Source organism: Aeromonas sp. 25-248 (assembly GCF_053005425.1).
In genome coordinates this window covers 41,538-67,667 of record NZ_JBRKTB010000010.1, presented here as the reverse complement: position 1 = coordinate 67,667, position 26,130 = coordinate 41,538, and the positions used below count along the sequence as shown (strand labels likewise).

The following is a 26,130-nucleotide window of genomic DNA, read 5'->3' as shown; positions in this document are numbered from 1 at the left end:
GAATAAGGAAGACACATCATGCAGACCCTGATCTGGAAGACCCTCTCCCCCGCCCGGCAAGCCGAGGTCCTGACCCGGCCCGCCCTTGGCGACGAAGCCGACATCGGTACCGTGGTGCGAGACATCATTGCCGCGGTACGCAGCCGGGGCGATGAGGCCCTGCGCGAGCTGAGCCAGCGTTTCGAACGCGCGCCCCGGGAACAGCTTCGGGTGAGCGACGCGGAAGTGGATGCCGCCTGCGCTCGACTCGGTGATGACATCAAGGGTGCCATCGAGGCCGCCATCGCCAATATCCGTACCTTCCACGCCGCCCAGGTGCAGCCCGTCGTCCGAGTCGAGACCCAGCCCGGGGTGCTGTGCGAGCTGCGCACCCAACCCATCAGCCGGGTCGGTCTCTATGTCCCGGGAGGCAGCGCGCCGCTCCCCTCCACCGTGATGATGCTGGCCATTCCGGCAAGTCTGGCCGGTTGTCGCGAGGTGGTGCTCTGCACCCCGTCTCCGGCGAGCGACGAGATCCTGTTTGCCGCCCGCGCCTGTGGCGTTCGCCAGGTGTTCGCTATCGGCGGCGCCCAGGCCATCGCGGCCATGGCCTATGGCACGCAGACCATCCCCAAGGTGGACAAGATCTTCGGCCCGGGCAACGCCTATGTGACCGAAGCCAAGGGGCAGGTTTCCCGTGACTGGCGGGGCGCCGCCATCGACATGCCCGCCGGCCCCTCCGAGGTGCTGGTGATCGCAGACGAGAGCGCCAACCCGGCCTTCGTGGCATCGGATCTGCTCTCCCAGGCCGAGCACGGCCCCGACAGCCAGGTGGTGCTGGTGACCACCTCCGCTTCCCTGGCCGATGCCATCGGCAGCGAGATCCAGGCGCAACTCGCCGACCTCAGCCGCCGCGACATCGCCGAGCAAGCCCTGAAGGCAAGCCTGGTGATCCTCTGCGACAACCTGGAGGAGGCCTGCGCCATCTCCAACGCCTATGCACCGGAACACCTCATCGTGCAGACCCGGGCACCCCGGGATCTGCTGGACAAGCTCGAGAACGCGGGCTCCATCTTCCTCGGGGCATGGACACCGGAGTCGGTCGGTGATTACGCCAGCGGCACCAACCACACCCTGCCCACCTACGGCTATGCCCGCACCTGCTCGAGCCTGGGGCTTGCCGACTATCAGCGCCGCTACACGGTTCAAGAGCTCACTGCAGACGGCATTCGCGGCCTTGGCCCCATCGTCCAGCGCATCGCCCAGGCCGAGGGACTCGATGCCCACAAGCATGCCGTCACCCTCAGGTTGAACGCCCTGGCCGCCGAGCCCCAACAAACAGCACAGCAGAAGGATTTGTCATGAGCATCGTCAATCTGGCCCGTCGCGTCGTGCGGGCTCTCACTCCCTACCAGTCCGCGCGCCGCATCGGCGGCCAGGGCCACGTCTGGCTCAACGCCAACGAGGCCCCCCTGGCCTATCCCTTCACCGTCGAGGGGAGCCGCCTCAACCGCTATCCCGAGTGCCAGCCGGCCGAGGTGGTGAATGGCTATGCCGCCTACGCCGGGGTCAATCCGGATCAGGTGCTGGTAAGCCGCGGTGCCGACGAGGCCATCGAGCTGCTGATCCGCACCTTCTGTGAGGCGGGGGAAGATCAGATCCTCATCTGCCCCCCCACCTACGGCATGTACGCCATCAGCGCCGAGACCTGTGGCGTGGGGATTGTCGAGCAGCCATTGACCGCCAGCCGTCAGCCGGACTGGCCCGCCATCGCCGATCGCCTCTCTGACGTGAAGCTGGTGTTCCTCTGCTCCCCCAACAATCCCACCGGGGATCTGGTGGGCCGCAAGGGACTCGTCGCCCTGCTGGAGAAGGCCCGGGACCGTGCCATCATCGTCGTGGACGAGGCCTACATCGAATTCTGCCCGGAGGCCTCCGTGGTGGACCTGCTCGCCCAATACCCGAACCTGGTGGTGACCCGCACCCTCTCCAAGGCCTTCGCGCTGGCAGGGATCCGTTGCGGCTTTACCCTGGGGGATCCCGAGGTGATTGCCATGCTGGCCAAGGTGATCGCGCCTTACCCCATTCCCGACCCCATCGCCCAGATTGCCGCCCAGGCGCTCTCTCCCATGGGGCTGGAATTGATGCAGGAGCGGGTGCTGGAACTCAACAAGCAAAAGGCGCTCATCAAGGCGGAGCTGCTTCGTCTGTCCTGCGTCAAGGAAGTGTTCGAGGACAAGGGCAACTTCGTGCTGGTGCGCTTCAAAGATGGCGCCGCCGTGTTCGCCGCCATGAAGGCCGCCGGCATCATCTTGCGTGATTTCTCCAGCAAGCCTGGCCTTGACAACAGCATCCGCATCACCATCGGCTATCAGGGCGAAATGGACGCCGTGCTCGCCGTGCTGCGTGACCTGCCCCCACCCTCTCTGTAAGACAAGCAAGGATGTAGCGATGAAAACCCCGTTTTTGTTTATCGACCGTGACGGCACCCTGATCGAGGAGCCGGTCATCGACAAGCAGGTGGACAGCCTTGCGAAGCTGCGCTTCGAGCCCATGGTGATACCTGTGCTGCGTGAGCTCCAGGCCGCCGGCTACGTGCTGGTGATGGTGACCAACCAGGATGGGCTCGGCACCGCCAGCCTGCCCCTTGAACACTTCCAGCCGCCCCACGACCTGATGATGCACCTCTTCGAATCCCAGGGCGTCACTTGGGAGCAAGTGCTGATCTGTCCCCACTTCCCCACCGACGGTTGCAGCTGCCGCAAGCCTCACCTTGGGCTGGTGAAGGAGTATCTCGCCTCGGGCCGCATCGACTTTGCCAACTCCTTCGTGATTGGCGACAGACAGACCGACATCCAGCTTGCCGAGAACATGGGCATCCGCGGCATACGCTACCACCCGCAAGATCACGGCTGGACTGCCATTCGTGATCAGCTGATCTCCAAGGGGCGCGTGGCCGAGGTGGAGCGCTACACCAAGGAGACCCGCATCCAGGTGGCGGTGGATCTCGACAAGAGCGGTGGCAACCAGATCGCCACCGGCATCGGCTTCTTCGATCACATGCTGGATCAGATAGCGACCCACGCGGGCTTTCGCCTCAAGCTCAAAGTGAGCGGCGATCTGCACATCGACGATCACCACACGGTGGAAGATGTGGGATTGGCGCTGGGTCAAGCCCTGCGCCAGGCCCTTGGCAACAAGCGCGGCATCGGCCGCTTCGGCTTCGTGCTGGCGATGGACGAGGTGCAGGCGGTGATCGACGGGCGTCCCCGCCAGGAGGCTGACAACACCTCGCTGACCGAGCTGGACGTGGCCACGGCGCTGGATCTGAGCGGCCGTCCCTACTTCGTGTTCGACTGCCCGAGCGGCTTTGGTCGCGACAGCGTGGGAGAGATGGCCACCGAGATGGTGCCCCACTTCTTCCGCTCCCTCTCTGACGCCATGGCCATCACCTTGCAGATGAAGGTGGGCAGCGGCAACACCCACCACCAGGTGGAGGCGCTGTTCAAAGGCTTTGGCCGCGCCCTGCGCCAGGCCATTCGCGTGGAAGGGAGCGAGCTTCCCTCCAGCAAGGGGGTGCTGTGATGGGGAAACAGAACCTGGTCATCATCGACACCGGCTGCGCGAACCTCGCCTCGGTGCGCATGGCGTTCGAGCGCCTCGGCGTGCAGCCCAGGGTGAGCTGCAAGGCCGCCGACATCGAGCAGGCGGACAAGCTGATCCTGCCCGGCGTCGGCACCGCCATCGCCGCCATGAAGAACCTCAATGAGCGGGAACTGGTGCCCCTCATTCGCGCCGCCAAGCAGCCGCTGCTCGGTTTTTGCCTCGGCATGCAGATGCTGGCACAGGCCTCGGAAGAGAACATGAGCGCCGATGGCAGCGAAGGAGCGCTCATCGACTGCCTCGGCATCGTGCCTGGCAGGATCCGCCTGATGGAGGTGGGCAACCTGCGCCTGCCCCACATGGGCTGGAACCAGATTGAGCACGACGAGACCCACCCGCTACTCAAAGGCATCCCCAGCGGCAGCTACTTCTACTTTGTCCACTCCTATGCGCTGGAGGTGACCGACGCGACCCTGGCGACCTGCGACTACGGCCTGCCCTTTACCGCCATCGTCGGGCGGGACAACTTCTTTGGCGCCCAATTCCACCCGGAGCGATCCGGCCCGGCCGGTGCCCGCCTACTGCAAAACTTTCTGGAGCTATGACAGGCATGATTATTCCCGCAATCGACCTCATCAACGGTCAGGTCGTGCGCCTCTACCAGGGCGACTACGGCCAGAAAACCGCCTACAGCGACAACCCGCAGGCCCGATTCGATGACTATGTCAGCCAGGGGGCGGCGCAGCTGCACCTGGTGGATCTGGACGGTGCCAAGGATGCCAAGGCCCGCCAGTTGGCCCTCATCGCCCAGCTGCTGTCCGCCACCGAGGCACCGGTGCAGGTCGGCGGCGGCGTGCGCAGCGAACAGGACGTGGCCGACTTGCTGGCGGCCGGCGCCAGTCGGGTGGTGATCGGCTCCACCGCCGTCAAATCCCCGGATCTGGTGGCCAGCTGGATGGAGAAATATGGCCCCGAGCGCATCGTGCTGGCGCTGGATGTCAACATCGATGAACAGGGCAACCGCCACATCGCAGTGGCTGGCTGGCAGGAGAACAGCGGCATCTCCATCGAGGCGCTGATCGAGCGCTTCCTCCCCGCCGGACTCAGACACGTGCTCTGCACCGACATCAGCCGGGACGGTACCCTGGCGGGCACCAACGTCGAACTCTACCGGGATCTCTGTGCCCGCTACCCGAGCGTCGGCTTCCAGGCCTCCGGCGGTATCGGCGGTCTGGCGGATATCGAGGCGCTCAAGGGAACCGGCGTCAAGGGGATCATCCTCGGCCGTGCCCTGCTGGAGGGCAAGTTTGACGTGGCAGAAGCCATTCGCTGCTGGGGTGACGGCCGCGCTGCGTGACGCGCCCCTTTCCGGCATCAGACAGCCTGCCCATCCGGGCAGGCCTCTTTCTCCCCGATGGGGGCGAACCTTATGATTTGGCAGCAATTGGCTCTATACTCGACCTCACAGGGATAGCGTCATGGAAGACATATGTTGACACCTCACAACGCCACCATCCTGATCGTCGACGACTCACCCGAAAATCTGATGGTACTGACCGAATTGCTTTCGCCTCATTACCGCGTGCTGGCTGCGCAGAGCGGGGAAAAATGCCTGCGCATCGTCAGCGCGGATCCAAAGCCTGACCTCATCCTGCTGGATGTGATGATGCCCGGCATGGATGGTTATGAAGTGCTCAGGCAATTGCGTCAGTCCCCGATCAGCAGCCGTATTCCCGTCGTTCTGCTCACCGCCCTCGCCGACCCCCAGAGCGAGGAGTTCGGCCTCTCCCTCGGCGCCGCCGATTACATCACCAAGCCCATCAAGCCGGTGGTCGTTCAGGCCCGGGTGCGTACCCAGCTGGAGGCCAAGCAGGCCCGTGACGGTCTGCAAAACCAGAATGCGGCGCTGGAAGCCGAGGTCGCGCGGCGAATGGCGGAAAACGACCTGATCCAGCAGGTCTCCATCCGCGCCCTCGCCCACCTGGCGGAGATCCGCGACCCCGAAACCGGCAACCATATCTTGCGCACCCAGGGCTATGTGCGTCTGCTGGCGAGCGCCCTGGCTGATCACCCCCGTTTCGCCGATACCCTGACCCCGGGTTACATCGACCTGCTGAGCCGCTCCGCACCGCTTCATGATATCGGCAAGGTGGGCATTCCCGACCACATCCTGCTCAAGCCGGGCAAGCTGACCCCGGAGGAGTGGCAGATCATGCGCACCCACGCCAAGCTCGGCAGCGATGCCATCGAGGAGGCCGAACAGGACATGGAGCAGCCCCTGGCCTTCCTCACCCTGGCCAAGGAGATCGCCCACTGGCACCACGAGAAGTGGGATGGCAGCGGCTACCCGGACGGCTTGCAAGGGGACGCCATCCCCCTCTCGGCTCGCCTGATGGCGCTGGCAGACGTGTTTGACGCGCTCATCTGCGCCAGGGTCTACAAGCCGGCCATGAGCTACGACGAGGCGCGCGCCCTCATCCTCTCCGGCAGCGGCCACCATTTCGATCCCGATGTCGTGACCGCCTTCGATCGCCATTTCGACGCGTTCGTCACCATTGCCGAACGCTACCAGGATGGCAGCGAGGCCGTGGATGGCTGAGGCTCCCCTGACCCGGGCACATGTGCTCAACGTCGTGCTCACCTATGCCGCCGTGGCAAGCCTGTGGATCCTGCTCTCCGACAAGGCGGTGGAGTGGCTGTTCAGCACCCCTGCCCAGTTCGCCATGGCAAGCACCATCAAGGGCTGGCTCTTCATCCTCATCACGGCCCTCTTGCTTTATGCCATGCTGCGTCGTCGCATTGACACCACCGGCAGCACACCTGTCTTTACGAGGCGTCAATGGATCCCCTTCCTGTTGCTCAACGGGCTCATTTTGGCCCTGACCGCCATGGCCATCGCCCGCAACATCGAACTGGCACGCAACAAGGAGGTGGCTCGTCTCGAAGCCATCGCGGATCTCAAGAGCCAGCGCGTCACCGAGTGGCTCGGAACCCACGAGCAGGATATTCACCAGCTCATAAAGGGTCTGGGCAGTACTGATTTCTATCGTCCCGGACAAGCACCATCCTCACCCGAAGCGATCACGCCACCACTGGCAAGGCTGCTCGAATTCATCTCGGTACGCGGATTTCACGGTGCGGCCGTGTTCAATCCTGCCGGACAGCCCCTGTGGCATACCCCGGGTGGCGACACCATGAATGCCACGTTGCGTGACGCCCTGCCACGGCTCGAGCAGGGCAACGTCATGCGTCTTGGTCCCTATCTCGATGATCGCGGTCACGCCAGGCTGGATTTTCTGGTCAATCTGGAGGTCGCTGCAGGACCTGCCCCCGTGCTGGTGATGCAGATAAGCGCAAATCGCTGGCTCGATCAGATCCTGGGGGCCTGGCCCGTCCCAGACAGCAGCGGAGAAGCCATTCTGTTTCGCCAGCAGGGGGATCAGGTCCACTATCTGAGTAGCCTGCGCTATCGCCCGGAACCGGCTCTCACCCTGCACTATCCCGTCACCCACCCCACCCTGCTGGCAGCCCAGTATTTGCGGCTCACCGAACGCGGTACGCCCCAGGTACTCTATGGCCGGGACTATCGGGACAGCGAGGTCTTCGGGGTTGTCTATCCGGTCATGAACACGGATTGGTACCTGCTGGCCAAGATCGACAAGGCGGAACTCTATCAGGCGACCTTCAAGGAGAGCGTCTGGATCGGTCTCATCGGCCTGCTGGTGCTCTTTGTCACCAACGCCGGCATCATCCTGCTGCGCCAGCACACCCGGCTGCAGATGGCCGAGCAGCTCCAGCACTCCCAGTCCCAGCGGCTGGAGGCGTTGCAACTGCTCTCCGCCATTGCCGACAGCTCGGAAGACGCCATCTTCGCCAAGAACAAGGAGGGCAGATACATCCTCTTCAACCGGGCCGCCAGCCAGTTTGTCGGCAAGCCGGTTGACGAGGTGCTGGGCCAGGATGATCTGACGCTCTTCCCGCCGCAGCAGGCGCAGATGCTGATGGCATCCGGGCGCCAGGTCATAGAGCGCAACCGGGTGCAGACCGAGGAGGAGTACCTGACCCTGCCCGATGGCGAGCATGTGTTTCTCGCAACCAAAGGACCCTTGCAAGACAGCGAGGGGCAGGTGATCGGGATCTTCGGCATCTCTCGGGACATCACGGACTTCAAACGGGCCGAGGCCGACTTGCGAGAGCGGGAGGGGCTGTTCCGTGCCCTGGTGGAGCAATCCCTTGCCGGGATCTACATCATCCAGCAGGGTCGGCTCTGCTACATCAACCCCTGTTTTGCCCGACTGTTTGGCTATGACACCCCGGGGGCGCTGATCGCCGTTGGCCAGTTGCACGCCCTTGCCGCTCCCAAGGACAGCACCAGGGTCGCCGAGCTGGTGCGCGCGTGCGAGCAGGACGCGCGCGATATCCACACCCGCTTCAGTGCCCTGCATCAGCACGGGGAATCCCTGGAGGTCGAGCTGTACGGGCGGCGCGTCGACTACCTCGGCCAGCCCGCCATCATCGGCATTCTGCTCGATGTCACCGAACGGGAGCAGGTTGAACAGGCCCTGACCCGCCAGGCCAGCGAGCTGCGCCAGCAGAACCATGAGCTGGAGCGGTTCAACAAGGTGATGGTGGACAGGGAACTCGCCATGCTGGCCCTCAAGCACCAGATCAACGGGCTCTCCCGTCAGCTCGGAGTGCCGCCCCCCTATCCCCAGGCCCCCATGCCACCGGAGGATCTCCCATGATGAGCTGGTCACCCCTGTGGCATGTGCGCCCCTCCACCCAGCGCTGGGGGATCTCCCTGCTGGCCGTGCTGCTGCCCGTTCTGATGTTGCAAATCCGTGTCCAGCTGCCCATCGCCTTTGGTGAGCGACCGCTGCTGGTTCTCTTCATGCTGCCCATCATCGTTTGCGCCCTGTTGGGGGGCTTGTTGCCAGGTCTGCTCTGCACCCTGATCACCGCCCTGGTCACCAGCTATTTCATGCTCCCCCCCATTTATTCACTGAGTGTCGAGGCTGGCCAGGATCTGGTGCAATGGTGCCTGCTCATCGCCAACGGTCTGCTCATCAGCGTGCTCAGTGCCGCCTTTCATCGCGCCCGGACCAGAGAGGTCCTGCGCTGGCAGGAGCTGATGAACACCCAGAACCAGTTGCAGCAGAGCGAGAACCGCTTCCAGGTCACCTTCGAACAGGCAGCGGTCGGCATCGCCCTGGTCTCCCCCGATGGACACTGGCTGCGTGTCAATCAGCGGCTGTGCCACATCCTGGGCTACCGGGCCGACGAGCTCACCGGGATGACGTTCCAGCAGTTGACCCACCCGGACGATCTCTACCTCGATGAGGCCCATGTGGCCCGGGTGCTGGCGGGGACCATCCCCCACTACACCCTGGAGAAGCGCTACCTGCACAAGGGGGGCGAGATCATCTGGACCACCCTGACGGTGGCCCTGGTGCGCGACGCCGAAGGCAATCCCGACTACTTCATTTCCATCATCGAGGACAACCGGCAGAACAAGGAGACCGAGGAGGCGCTGCGCCGCAACGAAGCCATACTGCGCGAGTCCCAGCGTCTCGCCAAGATAGGGAACTGGCGCTGGCGCGTGGCCGATGACAGCCACTTCTGGTCACCGGAGATCTATCGCATCTATGGCCGGGATCCGGCCCTCCCCCCCGCCGTCTATCCCGAGGTCAGAAAATACTTCACCCAGGAGGGGTGGCACACGGTGGCCCAGGCCGTCGAGCGCTGCAGGATGGACGGGCAGCCCTACGAGTGCGATGCCGAAGTGATCACGGAGCAGGGGGAGACCGCCTGGGTCATTGCCCGCGGGGCGGCGCTCAGGGACAGGGATGGCACCATACTCGAGCTCTACGGCACCGTGCAGGACATCACGGAGCGCAAGCTCGCGGAGCAGCGCCTGCAACACAATCAGCAGATGGCGCTCGATACCCAGCGTCGTGCTCGCCTCGCAGCCCTGAACCTGATGGACGACGCTATCAGTGCACGGGTGCGCGCCGAAACCGTCAGCAACGCCCTGCGCGAGAGCGAACAGCGCCTGCTGATGGCCCAGGAAGGAGCCCATGTCGGCATCTGGGAATGGGACATGGTCAGCAACCGCCTCTTCTTCTCACCGGAATGCGCCCGCCTCTATGGCCGCAGTGCCGAGGCGCTCGGCGAGCTGGCCGCCTGGCTGGCCTGCCTGCATCCGGATGACAGGCCCCGCATCGAGCAGTTGCTGGCGGAACGGGCAGTCAGCGGCGCCCCCGTCGAGTTGGAGTTCAGGATCCTGCTGCCAGATGGCGGCATCCGCTGGCTGGTGAGCAAAGGGAGCGTCTACCGAGACGCCCAGCAGCGGCCCGTGCGCCTCCTTGGCATCCATCTGGACATCACCCAGAGCAAGCTGGCCGAGCAGCAGTTGCGCCAGTTGTCCCTGGCCCTCGAACAGAGCCCTGACGGCGTCTTCATCACCGACACCCGGGCGCGCATCGAGTACGTCAACCCCGCTTTCCTCGCCGCCAGCGGTTACCAGCAGCACGAAGTGATAGGCCGGACCCCGTCCCTGCTGCGCTCTGGCCTCACCCCGGATGCCAGCTATGTCGCCCTGTGGGATGCCATCAACCACGGCCAGCGCTGGCATGGCGAATTCATCAACCAGCGCAAGGATGGCTCCCACTACCAGGTACTGGCCACGGTGTCGCCGATCCGCCAGGAGAGCGGCGAAATCACCCACTACGTCACGGTCCAGGCCGACATCACCGAGAAGAAGCAGCTCGGCGAGGAGCTGGACCAGTATCGCTATCACCTGGAGGAGATGGTCAATGAGCGCACCCGGCAGCTGGCCCAGGCCCACCAGCGGGCCGAAAGCGCCAACCACGCCAAGAGCGCCTTCCTTGCCAACATGAGCCACGAGATCCGCACCCCCATGAACGCCATCCTGGGGCTCACCTATCTGCTCAAGCGCGACACCCGGGATCCCACCGACCTCGAACGGCTGACCAAGATAGACACTGCCGCCCAGCACCTGCTCAGCATCCTCAACGACATCCTGGATCTCTCCAAGATCGATGCGGGCAAGATGACGCTGGATCTGACCGATTTCTCCCTCACCGCCATGCTGGACAACGTCCGCACCCTGATGAGCGACCAGGCCAGGGCCAAGGGGCTCACCATAGTGACGGACATCGGCGATACCCCCGCCTGGGTGCACGGTGACATCACCCGCCTGCGCCAGGCCCTGCTCAACTATGCGACCAACGCCATCAAGTTCACCGAGCAGGGAACCGTCACCCTGCGCGTCAGGCTGGCCCGCCCCCTCACCACCGGCTACCTGCTGCGCTTCGAGGTGGAAGACACCGGCATCGGCATCACCCCTGCGCAGCGCGAGAAGCTGTTCCAGGCGTTCGAACAGGCGGATGTCTCCACCACACGCAGATATGGCGGCACTGGCCTTGGCCTTGCAATCACCAGCCGGATCGCCGCCCTGATGGGGGGTGAGGTCGGAGTCACCAGCGAGCCAGGCCAGGGAAGCTGCTTCTGGTTTACCGCCAGGCTGTTCAAGGCAAAGGAGGACGCCTCTTCCCGGACCCCGTCCGAGCAGGGGAACCAACAGGCCTTCAGCTTCCCTCGCCACGCCCGAGTCCTGCTGGTGGAAGACAACGCCATCAACCGGGAAGTGGTGCTCGAGCTCCTGTGCCACAGCGGCCTCGTCATCGAGACGGCCGTCAACGGCCAGGAGGCCCTGGCCCGCGTCAGCCAGCACCCCTTCGACCTCATCCTGATGGACATCCAGATGCCGGTGATGGATGGCTACAGCGCCACCCGCGCCATCCGGGCCCTGCCCAGCATGGACAGGCTGCCCATCCTGGCGCTCACCGCCAGCGCCTTCGAGGAGGACAGAAAGGCGAGCGCATCGGCCGGCATGAACGATTTCATTGCCAAGCCCGTCACCCCCGCCAAGCTCTTTGACGCCCTGCAGCGCTGGTTGCCCCAGAGCAAGGTCCCCGAGCTTGCCCCGGACGACAGCACTCGCCATCCCGTGACAGGCCCCCTTGCCCGCCTGCAGGCACACCCGGGCCTGGATCTCGACCAGGGGCTGGCGACCCTCAACGGCAATCAGGAGAAATACCTGGCCCTGCTTCGCTACTTCATCCATGAGCATGGCCAGGACATGGCCCGGCTGCACCACCACTTGCAGGCCGGGGAGCACAGCGATGCAACCCGCATGGCCCACAGCCTGCGCGGCGTGGCGAGCACCCTGGGGGCGCGTGAGCTGTCGCGCCACTGCCTGGCCCTGGAGCAGGCCATCGCGGGCGGCGACACTGAGCCCACCGGACTCATGTCATCCATCGATGAAGAGATCACCGCCCTTTGCGCTCTGCTCGGGGACGATCTCGCCGCCCCGACCACCGATCTGGTGCCCCTGGGAGATCAGTGGCGCCAGCAACTGCTGGCCCAGATGGAAGCCCTGCTGGTGCAAAGCGACACCGCCGTGATCCCCCTCTACGAGCAGTATGCCGGTCCCCTTCGCCTCATGCTGGGGTCTCGCAGCGACACCCTGACCAGGCAGCTGAAGGCGTTTGATTTTGATGCCGCCCTGCTCACCCTGCGCCAGCATATGGCAACGGACGAGACCCACCCGGACGATCGGGCCCGCCTCCCCGAGGCGCCAGCCTGCCATCCGGGACAGGTGAAGGGCGACAAAGGGTTGAATCACTGAATAAAGTCATGCATATAGTGGGGTGCCCAGAGGCGACGAGACGGCCTGCCGGGCCTGTCGTTTCCCCCGTCAGGGGCCCCCGTTCAAGGCATGCCAACCCTGTTCCCGTCCGCCGCCCGGGCCAACGCCGGCGGCAGAACGACGTTTCTTTAACCGTGCTTTACATGGAGCAATGAGCATGTTGTCAAAGCGTATTATCCCCTGCCTCGACGTCAAAGATGGCGTGGTGGTCAAGGGCGTGCAGTTTCGCAACCACGAGGTGATGGGCGGCATTGTCGACCTCGCCCGCCGCTACGCCGCCGAGGGCGCCGATGAGCTGGTCTTCTATGACATCACCGCCTCGAGCGACGAACGGGTAGTAGACAAGAGCTGGGTAAGCCGGGTGGCGGAAGTCATCGACATCCCCTTCTGCGTCGCCGGTGGCATCAAGAGCGTGGAGGATGCCCGCCAGATCCTGGAATTCGGGGCCGACAAGGTCTCCATCAACTCCCCCGCCCTGGCCGATCCCACCCTGATCACCCGGCTCGCCGAGCGCTTCGGCGTGCAGTGCGTGGTGGTGGGTATCGACTCCTACTTCGATGCCGCCCTCGGTCAATATCAGGTCAAACAGTTTACCGGCGACGAGAGCCGCACCCGCACCACCACCTGGACCACCCTGGAGTGGGTACAGGAAGTGCAGCGCCGGGGCGCGGGGGAGATAGTGCTCAACGTGATGAACCAGGACGGCATGCGTCAGGGGTACGACCTTGAGCAGCTCAAGCTGGTGCGCGCCGTGTGCAAGGTGCCCCTCATCGCCTCCGGCGGCGCCGGGGCCATGGCGCACTTTCGCGATGCCTTTACCCTGGCCGACGTGGACGGGGCGCTGGCCGCCTCCGTGTTCCACAAGGGCCTCATTCCCATTCCCGAATTGAAACGCTGGCTGAAAAACGAAGGAGTCGCCATCCGTGAATAATCAAGCAGTAGACAATGCATTGCCGCTGGCCGAACGCCTGGACTGGGCCAAGTGTGAGGGCATGATCCCCGCCATCGTCCAGCATTCCCTCAGCGGCGAAGTGCTGATGCAGGGCTTCATGACCCGCGAGGCGCTGGAAAAGACCCAGACCACCGGCCAGGTCACCTTCTTCAGCCGCAGCAAGCAGCGCCTGTGGACCAAGGGCGAGAGCTCGGGCCATGTGCTCAAGCTCGTCGCCATCACCACCGACTGTGATCAGGACTCCCTGCTCATTGCCGCCGACCCGGTCGGCCCCACCTGCCATCTGGGCAACCCCTCCTGCTTCGACGGCCACCCCGTGCCGCCGCTCGGCTTCCTGGCCGAGCTCGAACAGATCCTGGCATCACGCAAAGGGGCAGATCCCGCCACCAGCTACACCGCCAGCCTCTATGGCAAAGGCACCAAGCGAATCGCCCAGAAGGTGGGTGAAGAGGGGGTGGAAGTGGCTCTGGCCGCCATGGCGAAAGACAGGGAAGAGCTCATCAACGAATCCGCCGACCTGCTCTACCACCTGACCGTCTTGCTGCAAAACGAAGGCTTGGGTTTGAAGGATGTGGTGCAGCGCCTGCATGAGCGCCACACCAAGTAATTATTGAATTCTGTTCAACAAAACGGGCCCTATGGGCCCGTTTCATTTCATGATTGCCCCCTCGCCGGGGGATGGCAGGCCCCGCGCCGCCCTCAGCCGATACGGGTCCAGAAGCTCATGTTGACCGAGTCATGGTCAAGCAGGGTCAGGTACTCCCCTGCCACGTCGTTGTGCAGCCACTGCTGGCAGTAGGCTTCCACCAGCGACTGGTTGGGGGCCATCACCACGTCCGCATAGAGGCCGTCGGCGCCGCGCAGCAGGCAGTGCATGATGAGCCCGGATTGCTGGACAAGAAACTCGGACTCGACCCGCCGTGACAGGGCGAGCAAATCCGCCTCCGTCACCCCTTCCCTGAGCCTGAAGGTGGCAAATTCGACGCCCCCTGCCTGTTGCATGTCACCCTTGATGATCATCTCGTTTTCTCCGTTGTGGATGGTCTGGAGAACCCAGCATAACGAAGAGCTACTGACAGCCTTGTGTCAGTCCTGAATGACCTTTTCGGCGCCACTGCCCCCAGGGGGAAACGCGTCCGACTGGCGCAGGGCAAGGTAATCGGCCAGGGTCGCGCCTAGTGGTGCCCCTTCTCCCGGTCGGCACGGCGCCAGGGTGTCGATGCGGTCCACCCTGAAATCCCGGTAGGCCCGGCGCAGCGCACACCAGGCGCCGAGCGTCCAGCATCCGCCCCAGTAGAAGAGCCCGAGGGGAAAGAGCTGGCGTTCCGTCCTGCTGGCGCTGGCATCCCGGTAGCCAATGTGCAGCCAGTGACCGGCCGTGATGGCGTCGTGCAACCTGTCCCAGCGAGCGTATGCAGGCTGCGCCGTGGGATAGTCCGGTACCCGCACCACGGGGACGCGAGGTGCCCGAGCCTCCTTGGCGGGCAGGGCCGCCTCAATCTTGGCGAGCAGGGCGCGGGCCGGATCGGCCATCCCCTTGCCCGTCAGCACCGCCACCAGGTTCACCCCGGTGATGAGGGCCTCCAGCTCGGCCGCACTCAGTTGCAACGGGGCCATCTCGAACCCCTCGCTCAGCCGATAGCCCAGCCCGGCTTCCCCGTAAACGGGAATGCCCGCCAAAGAGAGATCGTCGATATAGCGGTAGATGGTGCGCTCCGACACGCACAGGCGCGTCGCCAGATCCCGGGCGGTCAGGGGTTGATGCGCCCGCAGCAGGTTGGTCAGTTGAAACAGTCGGTCCGATTTTCTCACAGGCATCCTCAAGCTGGCGGGACATGGCGGCCATGGTAAGCCGGGACGGGCTCGAAAGGCACGTCTTGTTGGCTGGCGACCGCTACCGGCGAGGCCCTGCGTCTTTGCATCGCGCAACACAAAACGGGCCCGCAGGCCCGTTGATGGCGCGGCGCCTTTGTCGTCACGCCAACTGCTTGCGCAGCATGAATTTTTGCACCTTGCCGGTGGAGGTCTTGGGCAGCGGGGTGAAGATGATGCGCTTGGGGGCCTTGAAGTGGGCCATCTGCTCGCGGCAGAACCCGATGAGCTCGGCCTGGGTGAGCTCGCGCCCCTCCTTGAGCTTGACGAAGGCGCAGGGCACCTCCCCCCAGGTCTCGTCCGGCATGGCGATCACCGCAGCTTCTTCCACATCGGGGTGGCGATAGAGCACGTCCTCCACCTCCAGGCTGGAGATGTTCTCCCCGCCGGAGATGATGATGTCCTTGGATCTGTCCTTGATCTCCACATAGCCGTCCGGGTGCCAGACCGCGAGATCCCCGCTTCGAAACCATCCCTGTGCCATCGCCTCCTCGCTCGCCGCCGGGTTCTTGAGGTAGCCCTTCATGACGATGTTGCCCCGCAGCACTATCTCTCCCAGGGTCTTGCCATCCATGGGGACCGGTTCGCCGCTGACGGGGTTGATGACCCGCATCTCCCCTTGCAGGGGGGAGGCCACCCCCTGGCGCGCCTTGAGACGGGAGAGGGTGGTGGCATCCTGCCCCTGCCAGTGTCTTTGCGGCTCGCACACCACGCAGGGGCCATAGGTTTCGGTGAGGCCATAGACATGGGTCACGGCGATCCCCATGGCCTCCATGCCGGCGATCACGGTGGCGGGTGGCGCTGCCCCCGCCGTCATCGCCTTGACGGGGTGGTCGAGTCCCTGCTTGAGGGCCGGATCGGCATTGTTGAGCATATTGAGCACTATGGGGGCGGCGCAGAAATGGCTCACCTTGTGTTCGCGCAGCGCCCCGTAGATGGCCGCCGCCTGCACGTGGCGCAGACAGACGCTCACCCCGGCGGTGGCCGCCAGGGTCCAGGGGAAGCACCAGCCGTTGCAGTGAAACATCGGCAGGGTCCAGAGGTAGACGGGGTGCTTGGGCAGCTCCCAGGAGAGGGCATTGTTGACCGCATTGAGGTGGGCGCCGCGATGGTGATAGACCACCCCCTTGGGGTTCCCCGTGGTGCCGGAGGTGTAGTTGAGGGAAATGGCCTGCCACTCGTCCGCCGGCAGCCAGCCGGGTTCGTCCCCGTCCCCCAGGGCGATGAACCCCTCGTAGTCGAGCTCGCCGACCAGCTCCCCTTCCCGGTAGAGGGGATCGTCGATGGCGATCACCAGGGGTTGGCTGTCAATGAGAGAGAGCGCCTTTCGCACCACGGCGCCGAACTCCCGGTCCACCAGCACCACCTTGCTCTGGGCGTGCTGGAAGATGAAGGCCATGGCGTCCGCATCGAGCCGGGTGTTGATGGTGTTGAGCACGGCGCCGCTCATGGGTACCCCGAAGTGCGCCTCGAACATGGCCGGCACATTGGGGGCGACGATGGAGACGGTGTCCCCCTCGCCAATGCCGCGACGGCGCAGGGCCGAGGCGAGCTGGCGGCAGCGCCGCTCGGTCTGGGCCCAGCTCTGGCGCAGGGGCCCGTGGATCAGCGCCGGATAGTCGGGATAGACCCGGGCGGCCCGCCCCAGAAAGCTCAAGGGGGTCAGCGCCTCGAAATTGGCGGGCGTCTTGCCAAGGCCGGCGTCGTACATGTTCTGCTCTGTCATCGGATCCTTCCTCACAGGGACACAAAACGGGGTGGCTCTCGCGGTTCACCACGACCGGCATTGCGCCCTGATGCGGGGCCAGGATGCCGGCTGGAACCGGATGAAAGGGTATCAAGGGGGCCAGATCCCAGGTATTAGCGAAACGTCTTAGGGGCCCTCGGCCCTGCTCCCCCTGTCGCCAATCGCCGACGCTATTTTTGTGCGGTCACTTTTTGCGCAGTCAGCCCCTGTCGCGATCCCGTGGCCCTTGCCTTGAGCCTGCGGCGCAAAATGCCAAGAATGATCCCAAGCCCTCAACGGGTATGAGTACGAGGAGAAGAGTGATGAACAAATCCATGTTGGCAGGTGTCGGGATCGGTGTGGCCTCTGCGCTGGCATTGTCGGCGGTCGCCAGCGGATCCCTGTTTTCATCAGAGCCCCAGTTTGCCGAGGTGCTGGCCAGCAAGCCGGTGACCGAGACCATCAAGACGCCACGTCAGGAGTGCCGCAACGTCACCCTGACCCACCGCAAGCCGGTGCAGGACGAGCACAAGATCCTGGGTACCGTGGTTGGCGCAGCCCTGGGCGGCGTGGTCGGCCACCAGTTTGGCGGTGGCAGCGGCAAGAAGGTGGCCACCGCCGCCGGTGCCGTGGCAGGGGGTTATGCCGGGAATCAGGTGCAGGGCAACATGCAGGCGGGTGATACCTACACCACCACGGAGCAGCGCTGCAAGACGGTGCAGGAGAGCAGCACCCGCACCATCGGCTATGACGTCACCTACCGCCTCGCCGGCCAGGAAGGGGTGGTACGCATGGAGAAGCAACCCGGCCCCACCATTCCGGTCAAGGATGGCAAGCTGGTACTGAGCAACGCGCAGGGTTGATACTCCGTTAGGAGCGCCCTGCCATGAGGAAGGCCCACCATGACGGTGGGCCTTTTTCATCTTCGCAACCCAACCTGTCTGCAACAGGTCTTCCCAACAAACGTCTTCCCAACTAAGAAAGGGGCCCGCAGGCCCCTTCTTGTTGCTCAATCATCCTCAGTGGCGACCGAAGGGCCACCAGGACTTGTCGTTGTCCAGAATGTCGACCCGGGTCTGCTGCAAGGCGCCGGGCTGGCCCCCTTCCACCCGATCGAGGCTCACCCTGAACTGCTCGGTGGGCTCGACGAACCAGTCATCGATGATCAGCACCTTGACCGACTTGCTGCCCCCCTCGCCCGCGGCCCAGCTCACCGACTGACCGAACCAGGGCAGGAAATCCAGCCCCCAGCGCGCCGTGACCCCGTCAAGGGCCACCCGGGCACGGGCCGGCTTGCTCAGATCGCCGCTGCGCACCAGGGGGATCTCGGCAAACCACTGCCCCTCGTTCACCGTGATACTGGCCTGAGCCAGCGAGATGGTGGACGGCGCCAGCTTGTCCTTGATGGTCACCAGGGTCTGGTGCTGATCCCCCAGGGTCGCGCCGCTCGCATCAAACAGCTCCAGGGTAAAGGTCTCGTCCCCCTCGTGCAGGGTGTCGCTCTTCACCGGAATGCTGATGGTCTGGGGCTCGCTCTGCCCGTCCGCCCAGTGCAGGGTGCCGGTGAGGGGCGCCACGTCGCTTGTGTCCGCGCTGCCATGGACGATGCGATAACTCACGCTCGCCTCCCCATGGCTGCCATCGCGGCGCGCCACGCTCAAGACCAGGGTGTTGCCCTCCTCCACGCTCGCAGCGGCGCTCTCGAGGCTCAATACCCCGGCGGGCGGCAGCGGATACTGGATGGCCACCAGCACGGGATCGTGATCCGAGGCGCTGAAAGGCCCTTCGGATTTCGCCAGCTGGCCGCTGTACTTGCTGCCGTACTCGAAGAAGTTGCTCTCGGCGGAGTTGATGTGCCAATCCTCGATGCCGATCACCTTGGCCGCGAGACTCGGGTTTGCCAGGGCGTGATCCAGGTTGCCGAGCTCCCCTTCATAGCTGTAGGAGTAGGTGTCGGTGCCGTGGAAGCGGGTGTTGAGGTTCACAAACCCATACCCCTTGCCCAGGGCGCTGCCGCTCTCCTCGAAGGGCTGACCCGCCAGAGTGGTGAAGGAGGCGCTCATGATCTGGCGCGATTGGGCGGCCGGATCATAGTCGGTCAGTACCCGGATGGGATCCTCCATGCCATAGGCGTTCATGTCGCCGATAAGCAGCAGATCCCCGGCCAGATCCTTGAGCTGTTCCCCCAGCACCTTGGCGGCAGAGACCCGCAGCGCGTTGCAGTGGCCCTGGCCATCCAGCGGATCGGCAGTGGCGTAGTCGGGGTAATCCTCGAAGCAGGCGGAGCCCTTGGACTTGAGGTGGTTGACCACCAGGGTCAGCGGCGCATCCCCCTTGGGCGAGCTGAAACGCTGCACCAGCGACTCGCGCATCCCCTGATTGATGGTCACCGGCTTGCCGCTGGCGTCCACCGCCTCGGCCTGCTGCACCGGCAGCACGATAAGGCTGGCGGCCCCTTGCGGGCTGACGCTGGCGGGTCGGTAGATGAGACCCACCGTGATGGCGTCGGTGCCAATCGGCTTGCCATCCGGCGAGGCAATCCAGCGGTAGTGATCCGCCTCGTCCGGCTGGGCAGCGTTCAAGGCCGCCACCAGGTTGGCAATGGTGGAGTTGTCGCCGTAGCCGTTGTTCTCTATCTCCATCAGCCCCACCACGTCGGCATTGAGGCGGGTGATGGCGCTGACTATCTTGGTGCGCTGCAGCTCGAATTCCGCCACCGTCATGGCGCCCCGGTTGCTGCCGGTGGGGTTGGCATCGCCCCCCACGACTGTGGTGAAGAAGTTGAGCACGTTGAAGCTCGCGACCCGCAGATCCCCCGCCTCGGCAAGTTCGGGGGTTTCCACCCGATCCCAGCCGCTGTGATCTATCTGGCTCGCGTCGATGCGGTTGCTGGCCACCAGCCTGAACAGGTTGTAGGAGTAACCAAGGGCCCCCTCCAGCCCGTTGAGCTTGTCGCCGATGCGAAGGTAACCGTCCTCGGCGTTGAAGCCGGGGAACCAGGGCAGCACACCGTCCGGCGCCTTGGCGTCGGTCTCCACCACCAGCTGGTTCTGCTGGTTGCGAAGGGCCCAGTCGCTCGCCTCCTGGCTCATGGCGGCAAATTTCTGGGTCGACTTGATGAGCGGCGCGCCATAAGAGAGCACCAGGTTGTTGCGCTTGCCGTCGTAATCGAAGCTGAAGTTGCGGGTCACCACCAGGCTGGAGCCGGGCACCAGCCGTACCTGCATCCCCTCGTGACGCTCCAGCAGCTGGCTCAGGCTCTCGCCCGCCACCGGCAGCAGATCCACTGCCGCCGGCACTGCCCCAGCGGGCCGAGTCACCACCAGATCGTCTGCGTTGATCTGGGTCTGGTTGAAATACTCCTTCACCTTGCCCGAGACGCACACCTCGGCCCCCGGCACGATGGCAGCATTGGCCTTGGTGCTGTAGACGAAGAGGCCGTCGGAGGTAGCCGGATCCCCGTCCCCCTGCTCGTCCTGAATGAAGAAGCCCTTGTAGAGGCCGCTCACCACCTGAGTTACCACGCCGCGAGTGGCATAAGCCTGTTCCGATTCAAACTTGCCGGCCGGCACCAGGGGGCTGCTGGTACCGGGGCCCTGAATGGCGGGCACCGGCACCAACTGATCCACCGGGCAGACGAAGGCGGGCGGCTGGGTACCATCGCAGGGGCCATCGCCACTGCACCCCAGGCCGCTGGCGTCATCTTTCGGGGCGGCCACATATTCGAGCGCCGGATCGAAGGGGGCGGTTGCATCAGTTCGGCCGATGGTGACGGTGGCCTTGCGGCGCAGGGTCATGTCCAGGGTCGAGACGTTGCCCGACACCCAGGCCGTGCCCGGATCCACCCCTACCTGGCCGACGCTGTCGATTATCTCGCTGCCGCGATAGAGCACCAGGGCGTCGTCACCGTTGAACACCAGGTTGCCGCTGGTCTGGGTCGTCTTGGCCAGGATCTCGGCATTTGCTGAGGGGTTGGCCAGCACCAGGGTGGCGCCCGGGGCGAGGGTGCCTTGCAGCGCCAGGCTGTTGGTGGGGGATTCGCTGATGGGTTTGCCGTTGGCGTAGAGGGCCAGCCGGTATTGGGAGAGATCGACGGGGTCAGAGCCGAGGTTGCTCAGCTCCACCGCCTTGTTGTTGCCGGACCCTTCCAGGTATTCGGTGATGAGCAGTTGTGCCTGTGCCGGTCCCGCCAGCGCCAGCCCGACGGCCAGCGCCACCAGAGAGTGTCTTCCTGACATGGTCAGTTTCCTTTTTTATTTGCAGATCATGTTATTGGCGCCCCGCACAAGGCGGGCCGCAGCACCTTGGATGCAGCCATCAGCGGGAGGCATGTCAGCCCCCGGCCGAAACTGCGTGCCCACTCTGCCCCGTCGACGCCGGGGCTGCTGCGAGCTGGCTAACAATGACAACAAAATGTTGCGCCAAGGTGACGGGCAATACCCGAATGGGCAGTGTCTGCCATCGCTGCGCAGGAAACTGTCGCCCCCCCAGCCCCTGCTGGCGGCCTCCGTCAGGGAGCGACATCGACTCTGGAGGCAAGGCAGGGGGAGCAAAACGGCGGCCCTCTGCCCGGTACCATTTCGTGAGCAACCCCACTCACAGACACTGGATCATGGGCAAATCCATGGGCGCCATACCGGGCGCCACTCCCTTCGTGGCCCGAGAAGGCAGAAAACCGGGGGTGGAACGCTCTCCTGGTGCTCTTGTGGAACCGGTTCCATTAATGACAGAAATAACAAGAGAGGAGATGACACAAACGTTTGTTGCTTTTGCGCTCACGAATGGCAATAGTTCTCACTTTCTTTTTTGACCGTCTCTATTCTCGAGGTGCTACAAGATGTTTCGTCACCCCCTGGCAAAGTTGCTGCTGCTCGGCCAGCTCGTCCTGGTGAGCTGGATGGCGCAGGCCGCCCCCCCCGTTGAAGTGGAAGATGTGATGGGCCGCAAGGTCTCCCTCAGCCTTCCGGCAAGCCGCATCGTGCTCGGTTTCTATCCCGAAGATTACCTGGCGGTGGCCGGTGAAGGCGGGGCCGAACGCCTGGTAGGCATGTCCCTGGGCTGGTTCATGAAGTCCCGTCCCGCCATCTGGTCGCTCTACGTGGCCAGCCAGCCACAACTGGCCAAGGTCCCCGACCTTGGCAACGTGCAGGATCAGAGTTTCTCCATCGAGAAGACCCTGGCGGTAAAGCCCGACCTGGTGATCCTGGCGAAGTGGCAATATGAGGCCCTGGCCGCTGACCTGCCACGCCTTGAGCAGGCGGGGATCCCGGTGGTGGTCATCGACTACAACGCCCAGACCCTGACACAGCACATGGCGAGCACCCTGCTGCTTGGCAAGCTGACCGGCCAGGAGGCCCGCGCCCGGAAGATGGCCGACGAGTACAAGGCCAAGATTGACACCATCACCTCCCGCATTGCCGCCGCGAAGCGCACGCCGCCCCGGGTCTACATCGAGCTGGGTGACAAGGGTCCGGCCGAGTACAGCTACACCTATGGCAAGGACATGTGGGGCGCCATGGCCCTGCTGGCCGGTGGCAACAACGTGGCCGCCCCCTTCGTCGATCGTTGGGGCCCCATCCACCCGGAACAACTGCTGGCGAGCAAGCCCGAGGTGATCCTGATGGCGGGCTACGAAAGTGTGAGCAGTGCCGTCGCCATGCAGGTGGGCCAGGATGTGTCGGCAGAGACCGTGCGCCAGCGTCTGCAAGGCTTTGCCGCCCGTCCGGGCTGGAGCGAGCTGCCTGCGGTGAAGGAGGGTCGCCTCTACGCGGTCTATCACGGCGCCACCCGCAGCATCATGGATGCCGCCCTCATCGAGTTCATGGCCAAGGCCCTCTATCCGGATCTCTTCCAGGATCTCGATCCCCTGGCCACCTATCAGGCGTTCTATCAGCACTACCTGCCCATCCGTCCCCAGGGCACCTTCATGCTGGGCATCAAGCAGGATGACGCAAGCTAACCCCGGCAATTCGGGTGTGGCCCACCTCGGCCACGCCCTCTTCAGCAACCCTCTTGGATTGTGTGGGCGCCTCTTGCGGCGCCCGTTTCAGGATTGACATCATGAATGATTTGGCTGCCCTGCAGCAGACCCTCGCCCGGCAGCGGCAACGGGAGCGCCGTCGCTGGCACTGGCTCCTGCTGCTCGCCCTGGTCCTGTGCATTACCCTGGTGCTCGACATCGCCACCGGCCCCTCCCTGCTGGCCCTGCACGACGTGATCGATGCCCTGGTTTCCCCCGCCCAGGCCGATCCCATGACCCGCACCATCGTCCACGACATGCGCCTGCCCATCGCCCTCATGGCCCTGGTGGTCGGCGCCTCCCTCGGCCTTGGCGGCGTGCAGATGCAGACCCTGCTGGACAACCCCCTCGCCAGCCCCTACACCCTCGGGCTCGCGGCGGCGGCGGGCCTGGGCGCGGCGCTGGCCCTCTACACCGGCGGCCTCGGGCTTCCTCCCCTGGTGGCCATCCCGGCCGGTGCCTTCATTGTGTGCATGTTTGCCGCCTGCCTGCTGTTTGGTCTGGCCATGATGCGCCATGTCAGCAGCCAGACCCTGATCCTGGCGGGCATCGCCCTGCTGTTCCTGTTCCAGTCCCTGCTCTCCCTGCTGCAGTTCCTCTCCTCCCCCGAGCTCAACCAGCAGATCCTGTTCTGGCTGTTTGGCAGCCTGATGCGCACCACCTGGGACTCCCTGATCATCACCGCCGTCGTCACCCTGATCTGCACCCTGCTCATCTACCGGGATGCCTGGGCCCTCACCAGCCTGCGCCTCGGGGAAGCCCGCGCCCGCAGCCTCGGGGTCAACGTCGACAGACTGCGCATGAAGACCCTGGTGCTGGTCGCCCTGCTCACCGCCACCGCCACCAGCTTCGTCGGCGTGATCGGCTTCGTCGGCCTGGTGGCCCCCCATATCGCCCGCATGCTGGTGGGGGAAGATCAGCGCTTTTTGATCCCCCTCTCCGCCCTGTGCGGCGCCTGCATGCTCTCGGCGGCCTCGGTGCTCTCCAAGTCCATCATTCCGGGGGCCCTCTTCCCCATCGGCATCGTCACTGCGCTCATTGGCGTGCCCTTCTTCATCTGGTTGATCCTCGGCAGGGGGCGTAAACGTGCTTGAAATATCCCGACTCTCCCTCTCCCTCGGCCAGCAGACCTTGCTGCGGGATCTCAGCCTCACTCTGCATCCGGGTCAGGTCCATGTGATCATCGGCCCGAACGGGACCGGCAAGACCTCCTTGATGCGCACCCTCTTTGGTGAACTGACCCCGGACAGTGGCGACATTCGCCTCGGGGACCAAAGTGCCCGCCAGATGACACAAGCCAGGTGGCGCCAGCAGTTTGGCTACATGCCCCAGAACATCCAGCTGGAGCTGGACCTCAGCGTCATCGAAGTGGTGGTGCTGGGGCGCCTCGACAGCCTCTCCATGCGCCTCGCGGACGAGGACATCCTGGCTGCCGGCCGCGCCCTGCAGGCGCTCGGCATCGCCCATCTGGCGGATCGCCCCCTCTACTCCCTGAGCGGCGGCCAGCGGCAGATGGTGCTCTTCGCCCAGGTGCTGCTGCGCGACCCCCGCATCATGATGCTGGACGAGCCGGTCAGCGCCCTGGACCTGCACCACCAGATGCAGCTGATGGAGCACCTGTGCCAGCAGACCCGGGAGCAGCAGTGGATCACCCTGGTGGTGCTGCACGACCTCAACCTGGCCGCCCAGTTTGCCGATCAGCTGATCGTGCTGGCAGGGGGAGATCTGCAGGCCTTCGGCCCCCCCGCCCAAGTGCTCGACGCGGCCCTCATCGAGCGCCTCTACCAGGTGCCGGTGGAGATAAGCCACGATCAGCACGGCATTCCCTTCCTCAGAACCCTGCGAAAGACATCATGACACAGTGCTGCGCCACCCCGGCGACCACCTCCCCACGCACTGGCGGGAGGCGACCATGAACGGCGCCTCCTACTGGCGGGACTGGCAGGGCATGAGCCCGGCCGCCCGCCTGCTCATCACCAATGGGCTCGCCTTCAACCTCGGCTTCTACATGATGATGCCCTTCCTCGCCCAGCACATGGGCAGCGGGCTCGGCCTGGCCGGCTGGGCCTGCGGCCTCGTCATGGGGATGCGGGTCTTCAGCCAGCAGGGGCTCTTCCTGTTGGGCGGTACCCTTGGAGATCGCATCGGCTACCATCCCGCCATCGTCTGGGGCTGCCTGGTACGATCTTTAGGCTTCGTGCTGCTGGGCTGGGCCGAGTCCCTGCCCATCCTGCTGCTGGCCGCCGCCCTCACCGGCTTTGCGGGGGCCCTGTTTACCCCCTGCGCCCAGGCCTACCTTGCCAGCGAATGCCACAACCCGAGCCAGCGTCAGCGCGCCTTCGCCCTGCACAATCTGGCCAGCGAGGCGGGCATGCTGCTCGGCCCCCTGGTCGGCCTCACCTTGACCCAGCAGAGCTATACCCTGACGGGGATCCTGGCGGCGAGCCTCTTCGCTCTGCTCGGAGTGCTGCAATACCGGGTGCTGCCCAAACGCCCGGTGAGCAACCAGAGCCCCCGTGGCGCCATCTTGCGCCAATGGGGAGAGATAGTGCGCCAGCGCCCCTTCATGGGGTTCACCCTGCTGGCAGGCAGCTACCAGATCCTGTTCCACCAGCTCTATCTCGCCCTCCCCGCCCATATCCAGAGCCTGCCGGACGCCACCCACCTGCTCGGCGGCGTCTTCACCCTCTCGGCGGTGATCGGTGTCGTGCTCCAGCTCCCGGCCTCCCGCCTGGTGGAGCGCCGCCTGGGGGTGCCGCTCGCCATGGGACTGGGGATAGGCATGATGGGCTTGAGCTATCTCGCCCTGCCCCTGCTGGCCCCCTGGCCGACGGCAGGCGTGTTGACGCAGGTGGCCCTGCTCTCCCTGGGCTCCATCCTCTGCTTCCCGCTCTTCGCCGCCCAACTGCCCCGCTACGCCCCCCCTGAGCAGCTCGGCAGCTACTACGGCTTCTATGCCAGCGCCGGGGGCTGCATGGCGCTCTTTGGCAACCTGCTCATCGGCTTTATGCTGGGGGATGCAGGCAGCCGCCCCGCCACCGCCATCTGGTACCTGCTTGCCCTCGCCGGCCTGCTGGCCGGGTTTGGTCTCTATACACAACTGCGCAAGGATGGCCAGGTTCAACCTGCTCCCCATCACTAAACAGGGCGGCCAAGGCCGCCCGGTTTTATTCCCTTTCTCCCCCTTCCACTCTCTGCCTTATCCGGCTAAACCGGCTTCAAAACCTTGTCAGATACGCGAGCAA

The 26,130-nt window shown here is 64.7% G+C and carries 19 protein-coding genes; 15 read left to right on the top strand and 4 right to left on the bottom strand.

From position 1 onward, the window contains the following. The first annotated feature begins 18 nt into the window (after window positions 1-18). From hisD to hisIE, 10 genes are all read left to right on the top strand, one after another. Window positions 19-1,344, top strand: coding sequence for a histidinol dehydrogenase (gene hisD / locus ACVDHI_RS14620; RefSeq protein WP_041211399.1), 1,326 nt, complete (start codon window positions 19-21; stop codon window positions 1,342-1,344). After that, entirely contained in the window at window positions 1,341-2,411 is a 1,071-nt protein-coding gene (hisC, locus tag ACVDHI_RS14615; protein ID WP_104455914.1) for a histidinol-phosphate transaminase, read from the top strand. The genes hisD and hisC overlap by 4 nt, the downstream gene beginning before the upstream one ends. A 19-nt stretch (window positions 2,412-2,430) precedes the next feature. Next, complete coding sequence (gene hisB / locus ACVDHI_RS14610) at window positions 2,431-3,564, top strand: bifunctional histidinol-phosphatase/imidazoleglycerol-phosphate dehydratase HisB (RefSeq protein WP_447212208.1); 1,134 nt, start codon at window positions 2,431-2,433, stop codon at window positions 3,562-3,564. After that, a complete protein-coding gene (hisH, locus tag ACVDHI_RS14605) occupies window positions 3,564-4,187 on the top strand; it encodes an imidazole glycerol phosphate synthase subunit HisH (protein ID WP_039039129.1) in 624 nt (207 codons plus the stop codon). The genes hisB and hisH overlap by 1 nt, the downstream gene beginning before the upstream one ends. A gap of 5 nt (window positions 4,188-4,192) precedes the next feature. Further along, complete coding sequence (gene hisA / locus ACVDHI_RS14600) at window positions 4,193-4,939, top strand: 1-(5-phosphoribosyl)-5-[(5-phosphoribosylamino)methylideneamino]imidazole-4-carboxamide isomerase (protein ID WP_010674689.1); 747 nt, start codon at window positions 4,193-4,195, stop codon at window positions 4,937-4,939. 132 nt (window positions 4,940-5,071) lie between these two features. Next, entirely contained in the window at window positions 5,072-6,181 is a 1,110-nt protein-coding gene (locus ACVDHI_RS14595; protein WP_010674688.1) for a response regulator, read from the top strand. Continuing rightward, window positions 6,174-8,327 (top strand): PAS domain-containing protein, encoded by a 2,154-nt coding sequence (locus ACVDHI_RS14590; protein ID WP_447212207.1) that lies wholly within the window; start codon window positions 6,174-6,176, stop codon window positions 8,325-8,327. The genes ACVDHI_RS14595 and ACVDHI_RS14590 overlap by 8 nt, the downstream gene beginning before the upstream one ends. Next, window positions 8,324-12,295 carry a PAS domain S-box protein gene (locus tag ACVDHI_RS14585; RefSeq protein WP_447212206.1) on the top strand — a complete coding sequence of 1,324 codons (3,972 nt, stop codon included), beginning with the start codon at window positions 8,324-8,326 and terminating at the stop codon, window positions 12,293-12,295. Before ACVDHI_RS14590 ends, ACVDHI_RS14585 begins: the two co-directional genes overlap by 4 nt. Window positions 12,296-12,473: 178 nt before the next feature. Then, a complete protein-coding gene (gene hisF, locus ACVDHI_RS14580; protein ID WP_010674684.1) occupies window positions 12,474-13,247 on the top strand; it encodes an imidazole glycerol phosphate synthase subunit HisF in 774 nt (257 codons plus the stop codon). Continuing rightward, on the top strand, window positions 13,240-13,875 hold the full coding sequence (hisIE, locus tag ACVDHI_RS14575) for a bifunctional phosphoribosyl-AMP cyclohydrolase/phosphoribosyl-ATP diphosphatase HisIE (RefSeq protein WP_029314506.1): 636 nt from the start codon (window positions 13,240-13,242) through the stop codon (window positions 13,873-13,875). Before hisF ends, hisIE begins: the two co-directional genes overlap by 8 nt. 92 nt (window positions 13,876-13,967) lie before the next feature. Here hisIE and ACVDHI_RS14570 read toward each other — a convergent pair whose 3' ends face one another. From ACVDHI_RS14570 to ACVDHI_RS14560, 3 genes are all read right to left on the bottom strand, one after another. After that, window positions 13,968-14,288, bottom strand: coding sequence for a hypothetical protein (locus ACVDHI_RS14570; protein ID WP_041215199.1), 321 nt, complete (start codon window positions 14,286-14,288; stop codon window positions 13,968-13,970). 66 nt (window positions 14,289-14,354) lie between these two features. After that, the gene (locus ACVDHI_RS14565; protein ID WP_447212231.1) at window positions 14,355-15,053 is read right to left on the bottom strand and encodes a helix-turn-helix transcriptional regulator; all 699 of its coding nucleotides are present in this window, start codon (window positions 15,051-15,053) and stop codon (window positions 14,355-14,357) included. Window positions 15,054-15,243: 190 nt separating this feature from the next. Then, on the bottom strand, window positions 15,244-16,866 hold the full coding sequence (locus tag ACVDHI_RS14560; protein ID WP_447212205.1) for an acyl-CoA synthetase: 1,623 nt from the start codon (window positions 16,864-16,866) through the stop codon (window positions 15,244-15,246). A 323-nt stretch (window positions 16,867-17,189) separates the two neighbouring features. Between ACVDHI_RS14560 and ACVDHI_RS14555 the strand changes: the two genes are divergently transcribed. Further along, on the top strand, window positions 17,190-17,729 hold the full coding sequence (locus tag ACVDHI_RS14555) for a glycine zipper 2TM domain-containing protein (RefSeq protein ID WP_010674678.1): 540 nt from the start codon (window positions 17,190-17,192) through the stop codon (window positions 17,727-17,729). A 156-nt stretch (window positions 17,730-17,885) separates the two neighbouring features. Here ACVDHI_RS14555 and ACVDHI_RS14550 read toward each other — a convergent pair whose 3' ends face one another. Continuing rightward, entirely contained in the window at window positions 17,886-21,104 is a 3,219-nt protein-coding gene (locus tag ACVDHI_RS14550; protein ID WP_235713191.1) for an ExeM/NucH family extracellular endonuclease, read from the bottom strand. Window positions 21,105-21,703: 599 nt separating this feature from the next. Between ACVDHI_RS14550 and ACVDHI_RS14545 the strand changes: the two genes are divergently transcribed. The 4 genes from ACVDHI_RS14545 to ACVDHI_RS14530 all read left to right on the top strand — a co-directional run bounded on the left by ACVDHI_RS14545 (window position 21,704) and on the right by ACVDHI_RS14530 (window position 26,027). Next, window positions 21,704-22,825, top strand: coding sequence for an ABC transporter substrate-binding protein (locus ACVDHI_RS14545; protein ID WP_447212204.1), 1,122 nt, complete (start codon window positions 21,704-21,706; stop codon window positions 22,823-22,825). Between the two features lie 101 nt (window positions 22,826-22,926). Then, a complete protein-coding gene (locus tag ACVDHI_RS14540) occupies window positions 22,927-23,979 on the top strand; it encodes a FecCD family ABC transporter permease (protein WP_010674675.1) in 1,053 nt (350 codons plus the stop codon). Then, on the top strand, window positions 23,972-24,742 hold the full coding sequence (locus ACVDHI_RS14535; RefSeq protein ID WP_202014719.1) for an ABC transporter ATP-binding protein: 771 nt from the start codon (window positions 23,972-23,974) through the stop codon (window positions 24,740-24,742). Before ACVDHI_RS14540 ends, ACVDHI_RS14535 begins: the two co-directional genes overlap by 8 nt. 55 nt (window positions 24,743-24,797) lie before the next feature. Next, window positions 24,798-26,027, top strand: a complete 1,230-nt coding sequence (locus ACVDHI_RS14530; RefSeq protein WP_447212203.1) for an MFS transporter — start codon at window positions 24,798-24,800, stop codon at window positions 26,025-26,027. Window positions 26,028-26,130: the final 103 nt, after the last annotated feature.

Coding starts and splice junctions, on each gene's coding strand:
- hisB (WP_447212208.1), top strand. CDS start 2,431: ATGAAAACCCCGTTTTTGTTTATCGACCGTGACGGCACCCTGATCGAG.
- hisF (WP_010674684.1), top strand. CDS start 12,474: ATGTTGTCAAAGCGTATTATCCCCTGCCTCGACGTCAAAGATGGCGTG.
- ACVDHI_RS14570 (WP_041215199.1), bottom strand. CDS start 14,288: ATGATCATCAAGGGTGACATGCAACAGGCAGGGGGCGTCGAATTTGCC.
- ACVDHI_RS14560 (WP_447212205.1), bottom strand. CDS start 16,866: ATGACAGAGCAGAACATGTACGACGCCGGCCTTGGCAAGACGCCCGCC.
- ACVDHI_RS14530 (WP_447212203.1), top strand. CDS start 24,798: ATGAACGGCGCCTCCTACTGGCGGGACTGGCAGGGCATGAGCCCGGCC.
- hisD (WP_041211399.1), top strand. CDS start 19: ATGCAGACCCTGATCTGGAAGACCCTCTCCCCCGCCCGGCAAGCCGAG.
- hisA (WP_010674689.1), top strand. CDS start 4,193: ATGATTATTCCCGCAATCGACCTCATCAACGGTCAGGTCGTGCGCCTC.
- hisC (WP_104455914.1), top strand. CDS start 1,341: ATGAGCATCGTCAATCTGGCCCGTCGCGTCGTGCGGGCTCTCACTCCC.
- ACVDHI_RS14545 (WP_447212204.1), top strand. CDS start 21,704: ATGTTTCGTCACCCCCTGGCAAAGTTGCTGCTGCTCGGCCAGCTCGTC.
- ACVDHI_RS14550 (WP_235713191.1), bottom strand. CDS start 21,104: ATGTCAGGAAGACACTCTCTGGTGGCGCTGGCCGTCGGGCTGGCGCTG.
- ACVDHI_RS14555 (WP_010674678.1), top strand. CDS start 17,190: ATGAACAAATCCATGTTGGCAGGTGTCGGGATCGGTGTGGCCTCTGCG.
- hisH (WP_039039129.1), top strand. CDS start 3,564: ATGGGGAAACAGAACCTGGTCATCATCGACACCGGCTGCGCGAACCTC.
- ACVDHI_RS14585 (WP_447212206.1), top strand. CDS start 8,324: ATGATGAGCTGGTCACCCCTGTGGCATGTGCGCCCCTCCACCCAGCGC.
- ACVDHI_RS14590 (WP_447212207.1), top strand. CDS start 6,174: ATGGCTGAGGCTCCCCTGACCCGGGCACATGTGCTCAACGTCGTGCTC.
- ACVDHI_RS14595 (WP_010674688.1), top strand. CDS start 5,072: ATGTTGACACCTCACAACGCCACCATCCTGATCGTCGACGACTCACCC.
- ACVDHI_RS14540 (WP_010674675.1), top strand. CDS start 22,927: ATGAATGATTTGGCTGCCCTGCAGCAGACCCTCGCCCGGCAGCGGCAA.